At 53.2% G+C, this 13,329-nt stretch carries 12 protein-coding genes and 3 pseudogenes; 9 read left to right on the top strand and 6 right to left on the bottom strand.

Annotated features, from left to right (window positions below; genetic code table 11):
- The first annotated feature begins 110 nt into the window (after positions 1-110).
- Together AC6CIA_RS04270 and AC6CIA_RS04265 are read left to right on the top strand one after the other, a co-directional pair.
- Complete coding sequence (locus AC6CIA_RS04270; RefSeq protein ID WP_498310774.1) at positions 111-1,583, top strand: NAD-dependent succinate-semialdehyde dehydrogenase; 1,473 nt, start codon at positions 111-113, stop codon at positions 1,581-1,583.
- Positions 1,584-1,594: 11 nt separating this feature from the next.
- On the top strand, positions 1,595-2,980 hold the full coding sequence (locus AC6CIA_RS04265) for an aspartate aminotransferase family protein (protein ID WP_498310772.1): 1,386 nt from the start codon (positions 1,595-1,597) through the stop codon (positions 2,978-2,980).
- A 70-nt stretch (positions 2,981-3,050) separates the two neighbouring features.
- Here the strand turns inward: AC6CIA_RS04265 and AC6CIA_RS04260 are convergent, their stop codons facing one another.
- Positions 3,051-3,359 carry a hypothetical protein gene (locus AC6CIA_RS04260; protein WP_498310770.1) on the bottom strand — a complete coding sequence of 103 codons (309 nt, stop codon included), beginning with the start codon at positions 3,357-3,359 and terminating at the stop codon, positions 3,051-3,053.
- 49 nt (positions 3,360-3,408) lie between these two features.
- Positions 3,409-3,572: pseudogene (locus AC6CIA_RS04255) on the bottom strand (IS5/IS1182 family transposase); the annotation flags it as partial.
- Here AC6CIA_RS04255 and AC6CIA_RS04250 point away from each other — a divergent pair.
- From AC6CIA_RS04250 to AC6CIA_RS04240, 3 genes and pseudogenes are all read left to right on the top strand, one after another.
- Positions 3,546-3,947: pseudogene (locus tag AC6CIA_RS04250) on the top strand (SOS response-associated peptidase family protein); the annotation flags it as partial. The pseudogenes AC6CIA_RS04255 and AC6CIA_RS04250 overlap by 27 nt on opposite strands.
- Positions 3,938-4,069, top strand: coding sequence for a hypothetical protein (locus AC6CIA_RS04245; RefSeq protein ID WP_498310848.1), 132 nt, complete (start codon positions 3,938-3,940; stop codon positions 4,067-4,069). The pseudogene AC6CIA_RS04250 and the gene AC6CIA_RS04245, both read left to right, overlap by 10 nt.
- A gap of 284 nt (positions 4,070-4,353) precedes the next feature.
- Positions 4,354-4,500, top strand: coding sequence for a hypothetical protein (locus AC6CIA_RS04240; RefSeq protein WP_498310768.1), 147 nt, complete (start codon positions 4,354-4,356; stop codon positions 4,498-4,500).
- Positions 4,501-4,972: 472 nt separating this feature from the next.
- Here the strand turns inward: AC6CIA_RS04240 and AC6CIA_RS04235 are convergent, their stop codons facing one another.
- From AC6CIA_RS04235 to AC6CIA_RS04225, 3 genes and pseudogenes are all read right to left on the bottom strand, one after another.
- Entirely contained in the window at positions 4,973-5,620 is a 648-nt protein-coding gene (locus tag AC6CIA_RS04235) for a carboxypeptidase regulatory-like domain-containing protein (RefSeq protein ID WP_498310766.1), read from the bottom strand.
- A 461-nt stretch (positions 5,621-6,081) separates the two neighbouring features.
- A pseudogene (locus AC6CIA_RS04230) lies at positions 6,082-6,201 on the bottom strand (phage integrase central domain-containing protein); the annotation flags it as partial.
- A 133-nt stretch (positions 6,202-6,334) separates the two neighbouring features.
- Complete coding sequence (locus AC6CIA_RS04225) at positions 6,335-7,612, bottom strand: DNA cytosine methyltransferase (RefSeq protein ID WP_498310764.1); 1,278 nt, start codon at positions 7,610-7,612, stop codon at positions 6,335-6,337.
- 116 nt (positions 7,613-7,728) lie between these two features.
- On the opposite strand from AC6CIA_RS04225, the gene AC6CIA_RS04220 reads away from it, so the two are divergent.
- From AC6CIA_RS04220 to AC6CIA_RS04210, 3 genes are all read left to right on the top strand, one after another.
- Positions 7,729-7,965, top strand: a complete 237-nt coding sequence (locus AC6CIA_RS04220) for a helix-turn-helix domain-containing protein (protein ID WP_459743373.1) — start codon at positions 7,729-7,731, stop codon at positions 7,963-7,965.
- Positions 7,966-8,090: 125 nt separating this feature from the next.
- Positions 8,091-8,972, top strand: coding sequence for a Cfr10I/Bse634I family restriction endonuclease (locus tag AC6CIA_RS04215; protein WP_498310762.1), 882 nt, complete (start codon positions 8,091-8,093; stop codon positions 8,970-8,972).
- Between the two features lie 191 nt (positions 8,973-9,163).
- The gene (locus tag AC6CIA_RS04210; RefSeq protein ID WP_498310760.1) at positions 9,164-11,992 is read left to right on the top strand and encodes a TrlF family AAA-like ATPase; all 2,829 of its coding nucleotides are present in this window, start codon (positions 9,164-9,166) and stop codon (positions 11,990-11,992) included.
- Positions 11,993-12,071: 79 nt separating this feature from the next.
- Here the strand turns inward: AC6CIA_RS04210 and AC6CIA_RS04205 are convergent, their stop codons facing one another.
- On the bottom strand, positions 12,072-12,707 hold the full coding sequence (locus AC6CIA_RS04205) for a hypothetical protein (protein ID WP_498310758.1): 636 nt from the start codon (positions 12,705-12,707) through the stop codon (positions 12,072-12,074).
- Positions 12,708-12,879: 172 nt separating this feature from the next.
- On the opposite strand from AC6CIA_RS04205, the gene AC6CIA_RS04200 reads away from it, so the two are divergent.
- Entirely contained in the window at positions 12,880-13,197 is a 318-nt protein-coding gene (locus AC6CIA_RS04200) for a helix-turn-helix domain-containing protein (protein WP_498310756.1), read from the top strand.
- Positions 13,198-13,329: the final 132 nt, after the last annotated feature.

Below are 13,329 nucleotides of genomic sequence, written 5' to 3'. Positions count from 1 at the left end.
TACCGGCGTCCATTCAGGAAAAATCACCTGCCAGGCACCGGTCAAACGCCAGAACCCCAAGGCGCGGCTGCCCTAGCATGGTTCCACGCCAACGGTTTGGAGCGACCACCATGACATACCGACACCCATTGCTATTCAAGGCCCTGTGCTATGTCGACGGCCATTGGGTCCACAGTCACAGCGGCCACAGCGTGGCGGTGCACAACCCGGGCAATCAGCAGCTGATCGGCCATGTTCCGATGCTCGACCCACCGCAAATCACCGCCGCCGTGGACGCCGCACACCGCGCCTTTGCCAGCTGGCGCCAACAGAGCCTGGAGGCCCGCGGCATAATCCTGCGACGTTGGGCAAGTCTGATCCTTGAACACCAGGAAGACCTGGCGCGTATTCTCAGCCAGGAACAAGGTAAACCCCTCGCCGAGTCCCGTGGCGAAATCGCCTATGCCGCGAGCTTTATCCCGTGGTTCGCCGAAGAAGCACGGCGCCTCTACGGCCAGCACATTCCCAGTCATATTGCCGGTGCGCAGTTGGGCACGTTGAAGGAGCCGGTCGGCGTCTGCGCCTTGCTGACACCCTGGAATTTCCCTTCCGCCATGATCACCCGCAAAGCCGCCGCGGCGTTGGCGGCCGGTTGCACGGTGGTGATCAAACCGGCCCATGAAACCCCTTATTCAGCGTTGGCGCTGGCGCAACTCGCTGAAGAGGCAGGCTTCCCGGCGGGCGTATTCAACGTGGTGTTGGGTGAGCCGCAGATGGTCATGCAAACCCTGGTGCAGGACAGCCGCGTGCGTGCCGTCAGCTTCACCGGCTCGACCCGGGTCGGCAAGCTGGTGTTGCAAGCGGCGGCCCAGGACGTGAAAAAGGTCGCCCTGGAACTGGGTGGCAATGCGCCTTTTATTGTCTGTGCCGATGCCGACCTGGAGCTCGCGGTGAACGTCGCCGTGCAAGCCAAGTTCCAGACCTCCGGACAGGATTGCTGCGCCGCCAACCGGATCATGGTCGAGCGCTCGATTTACCCGGCGTTTCTCAGCCGCTTTGCCGCCGCCGTGCGCGAACTACGGGTCGGCCCGGCGCTGCTCGGGGAGCAGGAGCAAGACGTGGAAGTCGGGCCGTTGATGCATCAGGCCGCTTTCGAGGCGACCGCCGAACGCGTGGCCGACGCCTTGCGCCTGGGGGCTCGACGTTTGGTGGGCGGCGAAGCACATGCATTGGGCGGCTTGTTCTACCAGCCCACGGTGCTCGCCGACGTCACCCCGCAGATGCGCATCTACCGTGAAGAAAACTTTGCGCCCATCGCCGGCGTGATGCCGTTCGACAACATCGAGCAAGCCATCGCCCTGGCCAACGACACCGAATACGGTCTGGCTGCCTATATTTGTTCCAACCGCCTGGACCTGATCTATCCGCTGATCCGCCGTCTCGACCACGCGATGGTGGCCGTCAATGGCGTCAAGTTTACCGGTCATCCAATCCCGTTCGGCGGCATGAAAGCCTCGGGACTGGGCCGTGAAGGCGGCACCGAGGGCTTCGAAGCCTTTGTCGACACCAAATACTTTTGCCTGCACCACCAAGGCCAGTTCTAAGGAGACCCGCCATGAGCCATGACCTCGAAACCCTGTTCGAACAAGACCGCGCGCACTTCATGCACCCTTCGACCCACGCCCATGACCACGCCAGTGGCGCACTCAAGGGGCGCATCATCAAAAGCGCTTCCGGCATTCGCATCCGCGATCACGAAGGTCGCGAATTCATCGATGCCTTCGCCGGCCTGTACTGCGTCAACATCGGCTACGGCCGCACCGAAGTCGCCGATGCCATCTACAAACAGGCCAAGGAGCTGGCTTATTATCACACCTACGTCGGCCACTCGAGCGAGGCCATCATCGAACTGTCCAGCCGCATCATGGAGTGGGCACCCGAAGGCATGAAAAAGGTCTACTACGGCCTGTCCGGCTCCGACGCCAACGAAACCCAGATCAAACTGGTGCGTTACTACAACAACGTCCTCGGCCGCCCGCAAAAAAAGAAAATCATCTCCCGTGATCGCGGCTACCACGGCTCGGGCATCATGACCGGCAGCCTCACCGGCCTCGCGGCGTTCCATCAGCACTTCGACCTGCCGGAACAAGGCATCAAACACACCGTTTGCCCCCACTGGTATCGCAAGGCCCCGGCCGGCATGGATGAAGCGACATTCGTGCGCCATTGCGCCGATGAACTGGAAAAAATGATCCTTGCCGAAGGCCCCGACACCGTCGCCGCCTTCATCGGCGAACCGCTGATGGGCACCGGCGGCATCATCGTCCCTCCCGCCGGTTATTGGGTGGCGATACAAGCGGTGCTGAACAAATACGACGTGCTGTTGATCGCCGACGAAGTGGTCTGCGCCTTCGGTCGTCTCGGTTCGAAAATGGGCAGCCAACGCTACGGCATGCGCCCCGACTTGATCACCACCGCCAAAGGCCTGACCAGCGCTTACGCCCCGTTATCCGCAGTGATCATTGGCGAAAAAGTCTGGAGCGTGATCGAAACAGCCTCCACCGCCGAAGGCGCCATGGGCCACGGCTGGACTTACTCCGGCCACCCGATCTGCGCCGCCGCGGCCCTGGCCAACCTCGACATCCTCGAGCGCGAAAACCTCACCGCCAATGCCGACCAAGTCGGCAACTACCTCAACCGTCGCCTGCGCGAAACCCTCGAAGGCCACCCACTGGTCGGCGAAGTCCGCGGCGACGGCCTGCTCGCCGCCGTCGAATTCATGGCCAACCGCGAACAGCGAACCCCGTTCGACGCAGCACTCAAAGTCGGCCCTAAAGTATCTGCCGCCTGCCTGGAACGCGGCATGATCGCCCGCGCGATGCCCCACGGCGACATCCTCGGCTTCGCCCCGCCACTGATACTGACCGAGGCGGAAGCCGACCTGATCGTTGATATTACAAAAGGCGCGATTGATCAGGTGGCGAGTGAGGTGTTGGGCTAAAGCAAAAGCGCGGAGGGGCGGTGGGTCAGTTGCCGAAACAGGGGCTGACCCATCAGGCTGATGCGCCTTCTCAATGAGTCGACATCACTGCCGATTTGACCGGAAGTTCGGAATACTGCGGGTGCTGCTTCATGAAGGTTCGAACCGTCTGTTCCTGTCGGTCTACCACGCATATTGCAATGCTGGGGTAGTCGACCGTGCAGGTTGCTAACGCAAGGATGCCGCAGTTCTTCACGCCATAGATAGCGGCGGGGTGCGCAGCGAGTGGGCAGCCGTAGGTCATCTCACCCAGGTAATTGATCTGGCCCTTGGTCACGTTAAAACGCAGGGGTTTCGAATAAGGCCCCATCACGCCGCGACGCGAGCCAAGGTCGCTCAATTCATAGGTGCCTGCGGGCAGCCATGCCGAGTAATAATCTTTTGGGCCCCAGGGTTTTGGTCAGGAAGTGGGTACTACCCATCCAGTATTTTTGCGCTCCAAACGGATGTTCAACGGTCTGGCGACGAACCCTCATCATAGCGGGATCATGTTCTAGCCGAACCAGCAACGCGTCGACTACAACCCATGCTCCCAGCGCTTCACACGGCGCTCCTATCCAACGTGCGTTGGGCTAGCCATGACGAGGCTCCGGTGCCACAGCTGGTGGCTGAAACGTTCGGCATCGAGCCGTATGAACGGGGCAATCTGGACCTGTGGCCAGGATACATCGGGCCTTTCATCCGCGGCGTCGAAGACGTTGAGGTCAACGCTGATTCGCCGGCAACGCTTGAGGTGTTGTCAGGCTCGTTTGGACTGGTTCCGTTCTGGAGTAAGGACACAAAAATTGCTCGGTGCACCTACAATTGCCGATCGGAGACTGCCAGAGAAAAACCGTCTTTTCGCTCCGCCTGGCGAAAGGCGCAACACTGCATTATTCCTGCAGCAGCCATCTATGAACCCGAGTGGCGATCAGGTAAATGGATTTCAGGCTTTACGCTGCTGAGCTGGAGCCCGAAACCAAACCTTGGAAAAAGAAACCGAGCCTACTTGATCAGGCGTTTGCACAAAACCTGGCCGACATTGAAAAAGAACTGCGAGACAAGGACTAATAGGAGCTACCCCCTCCTTTAGATGGCATAAGACCCTCTTGGACTGGTGATTAGGCGTGTCACGGTTAACGGAGGGACGAACCGGATCAACATTTGCGATTGCTCCATGGCATTTTCCTTGAACACCCGGTGCCTCGATCACAACAAGCCGTGCCTGAGCGTTGACCAGGTTGTTTTGGATTGGCGCTATAGACCGCTGTAGGTCATGAGTGAGGTCAAGCGTTTTCGACGTGCAGGGTTTAGTTCTATGCTTTAGGCGAGCAATGTTGCTCAAGGAGAACCCTATGAAACTGCACATCGTTCTTTTTTCCGCTTTGCTGGCTTTAGGCTTCGGCGCCAATGCGCTAGCCGTTGACAAAAATCCTTTCAATGAGCCATGTCGCGCAGATGACGGCTGCACTATCCCGTACATTCATTGGGAAGAGGGGTAAGTTTTCACCGGGCAACGCAGTAGTTGCTGTGCTGCCCGGCTCACCGGGTGACCCCTTTGCAAGCATGCGTTGCTCGAACTATTTAGATCAAACCCTCATCCCCGCTGAACCGATCGTGTACATCCGCAAACGCAGTAACGGCGGGGACCTGGTTTGCAAAAACGTACTCGCTCTGATGTACGAAAGCGGCCGAGGGGGGCCGCAAGATATACCGAAAGCCAAGGCGCTCTTTCAATCAATCGCGGAGGTGGACGAAGCGGGTTATCACAACCTCGGCCGCTGATTGCCAATCTCAGCCCAGTCTCACCATGATTGGCTGATCGGAAGCGCCTATATCCAATGGGCTATCTGTCCCAACCTCAAGACTGGGATGCAATCGGCATTCCTCACCTGACTTGAATTGTCACGGAAAACTCACAAAGCCCTGAGCGATTAATGGCGTTCGCTCACAGGGCGGCAGTGCTAGAGGCCGCTACCAGGTCCGGCACGGGATGAGCAGGGGATAGTTGGTCATGGTCAGCTTCTTGTTCTCGCCATTGGCGAGTTCGACGAAGTCGTCCAGCATGCCCGAAGACGAAGAGGTCGAACTGCGCTCGGCGTAGTAGTGGGTGGTCACCGGACCGTAGTTGGTGTTGCTCTGGCCGGTGCCCACGAACTCGTTCCAGCGGCTGGTGCCGTATACCATGTCCTGGCCCTGGACGAAGTATCGGCCCGATTTCAAACCGCTGAACTGGAAGATGCCGTCGCCGTTGGTCCGGGTCACTCGATGCACGGCCACGGCCTCGGGGACCATGCTCACCGGTGCGCCTTCGGGCTGGGACCCGCGCAACTTATGCCACGCCTGCAAATGCGGAGTGACCGGGTAGAGATAGATCTTGACGTCGCGGCTGTCCTCGATGCCGTCGTTGCCGACGATGCAGAACTTGCCGGTGAGTGTTGCGGTGCCGGGTTGCAGGGCGGCGCGCGCGACCTGGGTGTCGAAGGGGGCGTCGGGATACTGCACGGTGGGGATCTTTACTGGCGGGTAATCGTCTAGGGTTCGTCCCTGACGTGGCGCGCAGGCACTCAAGGCACAGGTGAGCAGGAACACGCCTGCCAGCATGAATAAGCGAGAACGCATAGGTTCAGAACCTTTCAAGAAGTTGTAGTGTTCGCGCAACATATTTCCAGTACGGCGCAGATGCTGGTGGTCGCCGCGAACCTGGGTGGTCAGGGGCTACCGGTTTCCTGCTTGATGCACTGGGCCTGCAGCGCGATTACTCCGCCCGCGCCGCAAAACGGCGGTGCTGAGAAGAACAGGTGATGGGTTGGCATTATATTGTCGCTGGACGGGAGGGGAAATTAGCACATATGGGCTAATGTCCTTTTGCAATTACGGGGGCGGCGGCTTCGTGGGGCGCGGCCAAGGGGGCCGGGTGTACACCAGCATGGCAGTCAATGCAGCCGCCTGTAGAAGCAGCAATACCAACTGCAGTTGAAGGGCAAGTAAGACCCTACGCAATGGATGAACTGCTAGTGGAAAACACCCGTCGAAACTACCGGTCGGCCATTGAGCATCTCGAAGTGACGTGGGGCGGTTTAGTGTCCGCGCCATCGAGCAGGATTCTCACCCTCTCGTAGGTTGCGTGCTTTGGCGGCATCCAGAACCTGTTCAATCTGCCCACGTACCTCATCGGCGGTTCGTGTTTTGTGGGATAGGATTATTTCGGGCATTAAAAAGCCGGCTTGTGGCCGGCGTTGTTATCGATTTTCTTCCTTATTTTACTGGGGTTTAATGTTGTAGTTTGTTTTGTCCCCCCATTTGTCCCCCCAGTGGCCGCGCGCGCGTAACCTTTCAAGCTGGAATCAATAGCTCAGATTGAACGGTCGGTGATTGTAGGGATCTGGTGGCGAGCTGTTCCCCATCAAGTACAGAAAGAATGCGTTGCGACAGCTTGCCCAAGGCATACCCAAGCAACGGAGGCACGGCATTACCAATCTGTTTTAACTGTTGCCACTCACTGCCAACAAAAACGAAGCCATCATGGAATGACTGTAGGCGTGCAGCTTCTCGAACTGTAATCCACCTGTTTGCGTGTGGATGGATCCACTCACTCATGTCTCGGTGCATCTGAGCCAGAATGGTGTGCGACGGTTGGTTTGGGTGCAATCTCCTCCACTTTTCCGGCCGCTTACCGTCCCAAATTTCTTTGGGGAGGCTGTTCGCTTTCATTCCAGGCTTGAGCAAGGAAATAAGATTGGCTCTGCGAGCTTGAATTTCTTTGGTGTGGTGGTTGTGCAGCGCTGCTTTATTTTTACCTAATCCGCGTTTTTTCTTAAGCGCCTTGGAATAGCGCGGGCCATCGTAGTCCAGTCTCATGTCTTTCATGAATTGTGATGGTTTAGATGTTTTTGGGTACTCTAAAATTTCACCGCTATGGACGATTTCATCTGGCAAATCACCAATCGCTTCGCTAACGGTAACAACTTTATCAACTCGGTATGCGTCTAGCGTCGTCTCGCAAAAAGAATAAAGATCGAAAGGGAATTTATCTTCGTCGCGAGTGCCGACAAATATCACCCTCTGCCTAGTTTGAGGCACGCCAAAATCGTCAGCTGAAAGCTGAAGCATCACTGCGTTGCTGTAACCAAGGCTCGCGAATTCTTCCAAAATTAAACGTTTGAAGTAGCCTTTGTTCATGAGCGCAAGATTGGGCACGTTCTCCATAAAGAAGACCCGTGGACGGAGTGTGTCAACTATTCGGGTGTATTGTTTATAGAGCTCATTTCGCTCGTCATCTAACTTTCTTTGGCCTATCTGGCTAAAGCCTTGGCAAGGAGGCCCCCCGAAAACGAGGTCAACCTGGCTCAGTCGGTAATCTTGAATGTGCGATGAGTCATCAGCTAAGAAACCGTGAACATCGCCTTCGAATAATGGCGTGCTCGGAAAATTGTGTCGATAGGTCTCACAAGCAAATTTATCGAGCTCTACCGCGACCTGAATTTTTGTGCCAGCGCTTTCTATACCCTCGCAGAAGCCGCCGCATCCTGAAAACAAGGAAACCGCCGTAGGCGTTAGGTTTGGCGCTATCACTGTGGTTGGTGCCGGCGTAACGGGGTGACTTTTAGGCATCTTCTCTACCGCGTAAATCAATCAATAGCCCACAGTAGCTGGATCAAACCTATCTGTACACCCTATGTGACTCATAGTCCGTGGTCTCTTAATCGACATGGCAGTAGCTTTCCGCCATGAATCTAGCGGACTACTTCGGTCTAGCCATCCGTCGGCACAGAGAACTTTTGCGCCTCAGCCAGGAAGAGCTAGCCAACAGAGCAAATATTGATCGCACCTACATCAGTGGCGTGGAGCGCGGTGCGCGCAATCCGACACTCCTCGTTATGCAAAAAATTGCGACGGCTCTTGGTAGTGACCTAGACGTGATTTTTGCTACCGCCCGCGAAATAGCGCACGCTAAGGAAGGCTGATGCCATACTCATTCGATCACGCTACGGTTTGCATAAACTGCCCTTTTGGAAAGTGTTTTGAAGACAGGCGTGTAAATACGGTTAGAGGGCGAGATACTAAATTTCGGTTTCGTCAGATGGCCGCAATGAACTGTACTTTCACAGATTTCATGCCAGGGTGTGATAATGACCCCGACCCGACGCGTTCATTCGGTGAGTATCTCAAACAGTTTACTAGAAATGCGACCTTAGCTGGTGAAGCACTATTTGGTAGTGACTTTGACGTTAAAACCTCAGCTATTGCAAAAGTGGAGGGGGACGTATTTGAACTGCTAGAGGCCGGTGCGTTCTGGAACGCAGCTGCTGCTTGGAACAACTTTATGGACTCAGGTGTTTGGGGATCCACGAACTTCACAAAACCAATCCAGGCCGTTCCTACTCCCACTCGAAAAATTGCGGTTGTAAAACTCCCGCGAGGGTACGATGCAACTAAGCTATTTCGCCCAGAGATTCGCAGTAGTATCTTGGCTCATGAGGCGGCTCTGAGCGCTCGAGGTTTGGCATTAGGGTTGTCTAGCCCAGATATAGTCGGCGTCCGCCTTCCGTTCCCACTTCCCCCAGAATTATCATGTTTTACTGAACCTGCCGAAAGTTTAAGCGTGGTCAATTTAGTAAAGCTAGAGAATGCACATAAGCTTTTAGAGGGGAGGATTGAGTCGACAGGTTTCTTGTTTGCAGTCGCTGTAAAAAGAACCACTAGGAGTGATCGTTTATATCAGCCTCTCTTCGAAGCTAATGTACTAAAGTATTTAATTGAAGTAGTGCTAAAGGGTGCGGCCTTTAGGTTTTATGCTCACCTGAACTCGTTTGAAGGTGCGGATGTGGTTCGGCATTATAAAGCTGCATCTTTGATTTCGCTTGCAAGGGGAGGAACCCCTACTAAAGCGGTCGATGTACTTTACCTAGCGACATCGCCTCGCGACTCGGCGCAATCAATTCTTGATGATTTTCCGCTTTTTCACCTTTAGATATTACGCGGTGCGATTCTGCGCTGGGGAGGCCTGTAGATATCCTTAGTCAGCCATAGCAATGAATCGAAGGTACTTGCTTTCTATTTTTTACGTTGATGCATCGGCGATTTTCCGAACGTTATCGTATATTTCTTAACGTCGAATAATCAGCTGAGGTCAGGCTCAGCTCCAAGGATCGAGGACGTTTAATGAGCTTTGAATGGACTTATCCCGGCGCTCGCTGGTGGAAATTCGATTTCCATACCCATACTCCCGCATCCAAGGATACGGATGCTTGGCAGCGTGCGATGGGGACTGCTGATGAGCTGACGCCTGACCAGTGGCTTCTTAAATACATGTCGGCCGGTATCGACTGCGTTGCGGTCACTGATCACAACAGTGGGGCCTGGGTCGACAAGCTAAAGACTGCTTACGCGAGCATGCGGGTCGATCCTCCTGACGGATTTCGCGAGCTACACCTGTTCCCAGGGGTGGAGCTTTCTGTTAACGGTGGTTTCCATCTGTTAGCAGTTTTTAATATCGATGCAACCAGCAGTGATATTGACTCTCTCTTAGGCAAGGTCGATTACAGCGGTACGAAGGGGGATAGTGATGGCGTAACCCGGCGTAGTGCAGCGGACGTAGTACAGGCGGTGCTAGACGCCGGCGCTCTACCAATTCCAGCGCATGCCGATGCTAGTAAGGGGTTACTCCAACTCAAGACAGAAGGCTCGACCCAGTCTGCTCTCGATCATCAAACGATAGAACTCCTACTGAGCAATCCTGGCGTGCTTGCTATGGAGGTGTTGACCCCCGCGACCCCCAAGCCCTCTGCATACACCCAGGCAAAATTGAACTGGGCTGAAGTGATTGGTTCTGACTGTCACACCTTCCGAGGGCCTGCTGTACCAGGCTCACGATATACTTGGATCAAGATGGCTAAGCCGTCGCTGGAAGGTCTGAGGTTGGCGCTGTTGGATGGCCAAGGTATTTCAGTTCGCCGAAGTGATGATATCGAACCCTTTTCACCATTTGATAGACCAGAACACTTTGTTGAAGCAATAGAAGTAGCCGATGCTCGTTTCATGGGGCGTAGCAATAAACCTATCAGATTAGAGTTTAACCCTTATTTCAATGCGATAGTTGGCGGTCGAGGCACGGGCAAGTCCACAGTGGTACATTCGCTGCGGCTTGCGTTTAGGAGGGAGCGTGAGCTTGATGCGAGCGGCGACCCTAGTGAAACGTTTACCCGCTTTAACAAAGTTGCCAAGAGTCGCAACGAGCTTGGAGGTTTGCTCGCAGCTACTAATATAAAAATTACACTTAGCCGTGATGGCATCCGCCATAATTTGTTGTGGCGACAAGATGGCCAAGGACAAAATGTCGAAGACTGGATAGAGGGTGAATGGATAAACTCTGAGAATCAAGCTGTTACAGAACAGCGTTTTCCCATAAAGCTATTCAGTCAGGGGCAAATTGCTGCGTTAGCTGGTGAAAGTCAGCAAACTTTGTTGAAGGTAATTGACGAGGCGGCCGAAACTGCTAGTGCTAAGGATTTACTAGAAAGTGCTGCTAGTGGTTTTTTCAGTACTTGTGCAAAATTGCGAGAGCTAAATGTCAGTCTAAAAGGACGTGATGCACTTAATCAGTCATTGCAAGATGTACAGCGTAAGTTGGCGCGCTTTGAGTCCAGTGGTCATGCGGAAATACTAAAGGCTTATCAACGAACCAGCCGACAGTCTAGAGAGCTGGATAAGCAATTTGATAGTGTTGATGAACTGGCAGAAAATTTACGCGAGGTTGCCAGAGGACTATTTACGGATGATTTACCTGTTGGTGGGTTCGATCCGATCATTGATGCGGATGCGTTAGGTGTTGTCAGCGAATTGGCGGCGTCCGTTATGCACGCCCATACGCAGTTAGAGGCTATCGCTAGGCAATTGGATGATGATAATGGTGCTTTGAGAGAGCAACTTTTGCAGAGCGGATGGCAAGTAAGAGTTGAAAAAGCAAAAGAAGAATATGACGCGTTAAAAACAGATTTGCAGACTCAAGGCGTTAACGATCCGAGTGAGTACGGCCGTCTAGTACAGGAGCGTCAACGACTTGATGCAGAAGCTAGTCGCTTAAATGAGCTGAAAAAGCAGTTTGACGACTTGATGGCGCGTGCAAAGCTCCAGATGGATGAGGTATGGAGCGCGCGGCGTGCGGTTAGCGATAAACGAGCTCAGTTTTTGCAGGACACGCTAGCAGATAATCATTTTGTTAGAATAAAACTGATTCCTTATAGTCGTGACCCCTTAGCCATGGATCGCTCGTTGCGCGATTTGCTTGGGGTGCCAGATAGGTTTAAAGATGATATTTATGCTGAGTCGCAAGGTGACTCAGCGGCTAAAGGTATTGTCGCTGATCTGCTGCTCGCTGCTGATCTCCTTGATACACCGATGACTCCAGCTACGCAGCAAATTGAAGATGCAGTTAGAAAAGTGCAAAACCGTTTGATCTCGGCTTGTCGTGGTAAGAATGAGTTTAGTAGCTGGTTTAATAAGTACCTAACAAGCGAGCTTGCAAAGCGGCCCGAGCTTATAAATCACATTTCATGCTGGTTTCCTGAGGACGGTTTGCAGGTTGAGTATAGTCGAAAAGGAAACGGGAAAGATTTCCAGTCGATTGGACAAGCATCGGCTGGTCAGAGGGCCGCAGCAATGCTCGCATTTTTGTTAGCTCATGGTGATGAACCATTGATTTTAGATCAGCCTGAAGACGATTTAGATAACCATTTGATTTATGAGTTAGTGGTACAACAAATTCGTGCTAACAAGCAGCGTCGACAATTGATTATTATTACGCATAATCCGAATATTGTGGTAAATGGCGATGCTGAAATGATTCATGTGCTTGACTTTAATCATCAATGTTTTGTTAGTCAGGCAGGGTCTTTGCAAGATAAACCAATGCGAGAAGAGATCTGTAAAGTTATGGAAGGGGGAGAAGACGCATTTCAGCGGAGATACCTACGTTTAAGGAAAATTGGGTAATTTAATGTGCATAATAACGCGTGATAGCCACGTGTTATTATGCACTGGATGTCGTCTTGGGATTTTTTTGGAAATTAATCTACTTAAAGTACTTTTGGTTTAATCCCAGAAGGATCATGCTTTTATCGTAGCATAATGGGATGCTTTGACAGCTCCCGCCAGCGTTCTTGACGTCTTGCTCTTTTACTATCGGAAGATATTTAGGTAAGTCTTCATCTTCTATTTCTTTGTCGTCAATTGAGCAATTAAAGCTGGCAGTCGGCATGCAAACCACATCGGGAAGAGTCTTAACTGATTTAGTATCTTTAGCTGCTTCAGCAGCTGCGAAGTGTTTTCCGCCAAATCCCGGTCCTGTTCCACTTTTATACGATACTGGATTACCTTGAGTGTCAGTTCCCAAATACCAGCCAAAAGTATAGTGATAACTTCCCGCTGGCGCATTTCCCGCAAAATTCCCCGAGTTTGAACAAACTCCCTGATCGTCACACATCGCATTTTGTTGACTGCTTATGCTCTCAACACGTTGCTGGCCTTGCTGGTCTGTGTAGACGTTGCTGATCCGGACCGGGGTATTAGGGACGCGGCAATCCCATTCTTTGAGCCCATAATACTGGTCTATCCGAATTAGAGTACAAGCTGCTACATCGTCTTGAGCCTGTGCTGCGCTGCCAAGAATCATCAAAAAAGGGAGCAGGACAAGTGCTGAGCGTTTCATGGGAGTCTTCCTTGTAAAGTTAAAAATGAGCGAAGTCTTGATGCATATCCGAGGGGTTTGCCTTGTCTCAGAGACCCGCTGAGGTGCGACGCTAATCCCGATACTACCAAAACGGTAGTATCGAGCGAAAGACAAGCAATCACGATGCCGTTTTGGCAAATGGGTTGTGTGCATGTCAGTCTTGGGAAAGCGCATCAAGCAGGCCCGCGTGCAGGCAGGCTTATCGCAGGAGCGGTTAGGTTTGGATGCTGGTCTGGATGAGATGTCTGCGAGTACTCGCATGAATCGCTATGAGCTGGGAAAGCGGGTTCCAGCTCCTGACTTTGTCGAGCGTTTGAGCAAGGTGCTCAACGTACCGGCAGCATTTTTTTATGCCGTTGAGGATGATGAGGCAGAATTTCTGGTCAAGTTTCATAAGCTTCATGCGTTGGGGCGTGTGGAGCTAATGAACCGGCTGGATGAGTTGCTTGTCGCTAAGCCCTCAGACTAATTTTGTAAATGCCGGGTCGCCGGCCTTTCTTGCTATAACTTCAAATATTACGCATGAGACCACCACCGCGATCAGCAATGGCCAAAAGCGCGCTAGGATGAACACAAGCAAAACTGCCAAGGCACAGCTCGC

Source organism: Pseudomonas sp. GQ91 (genome assembly GCF_059758795.1).
Note: the sequence above shows the minus strand (reverse complement) of the source record. Positions and strands in the feature narration are given on the sequence as shown.

What these genes read in the sequence shown, in the direction of transcription:
- AC6CIA_RS04270 (WP_498310774.1), top strand. Translation starts at nt 111, where the DNA reads ATGACATACCGACACCCATTGCTATTCAAGGCCCTGTGCTATGTCGAC.
- AC6CIA_RS04265 (WP_498310772.1), top strand. Translation starts at nt 1,595, where the DNA reads ATGAGCCATGACCTCGAAACCCTGTTCGAACAAGACCGCGCGCACTTC.
- AC6CIA_RS04245 (WP_498310848.1), top strand. Translation starts at nt 3,938, where the DNA reads ATGGATTTCAGGCTTTACGCTGCTGAGCTGGAGCCCGAAACCAAACCT.
- AC6CIA_RS04240 (WP_498310768.1), top strand. Translation starts at nt 4,354, where the DNA reads ATGAAACTGCACATCGTTCTTTTTTCCGCTTTGCTGGCTTTAGGCTTC.
- AC6CIA_RS04235 (WP_498310766.1), bottom strand. Translation starts at nt 5,620, where the DNA reads ATGCGTTCTCGCTTATTCATGCTGGCAGGCGTGTTCCTGCTCACCTGT.
- AC6CIA_RS04225 (WP_498310764.1), bottom strand. Translation starts at nt 7,612, where the DNA reads ATGCCTAAAAGTCACCCCGTTACGCCGGCACCAACCACAGTGATAGCG.
- AC6CIA_RS04220 (WP_459743373.1), top strand. Translation starts at nt 7,729, where the DNA reads ATGAATCTAGCGGACTACTTCGGTCTAGCCATCCGTCGGCACAGAGAA.
- AC6CIA_RS04215 (WP_498310762.1), top strand. Translation starts at nt 8,091, where the DNA reads ATGAACTGTACTTTCACAGATTTCATGCCAGGGTGTGATAATGACCCC.
- AC6CIA_RS04210 (WP_498310760.1), top strand. Translation starts at nt 9,164, where the DNA reads ATGAGCTTTGAATGGACTTATCCCGGCGCTCGCTGGTGGAAATTCGAT.
- AC6CIA_RS04205 (WP_498310758.1), bottom strand. Translation starts at nt 12,707, where the DNA reads ATGAAACGCTCAGCACTTGTCCTGCTCCCTTTTTTGATGATTCTTGGC.
- AC6CIA_RS04200 (WP_498310756.1), top strand. Translation starts at nt 12,880, where the DNA reads ATGTCAGTCTTGGGAAAGCGCATCAAGCAGGCCCGCGTGCAGGCAGGC.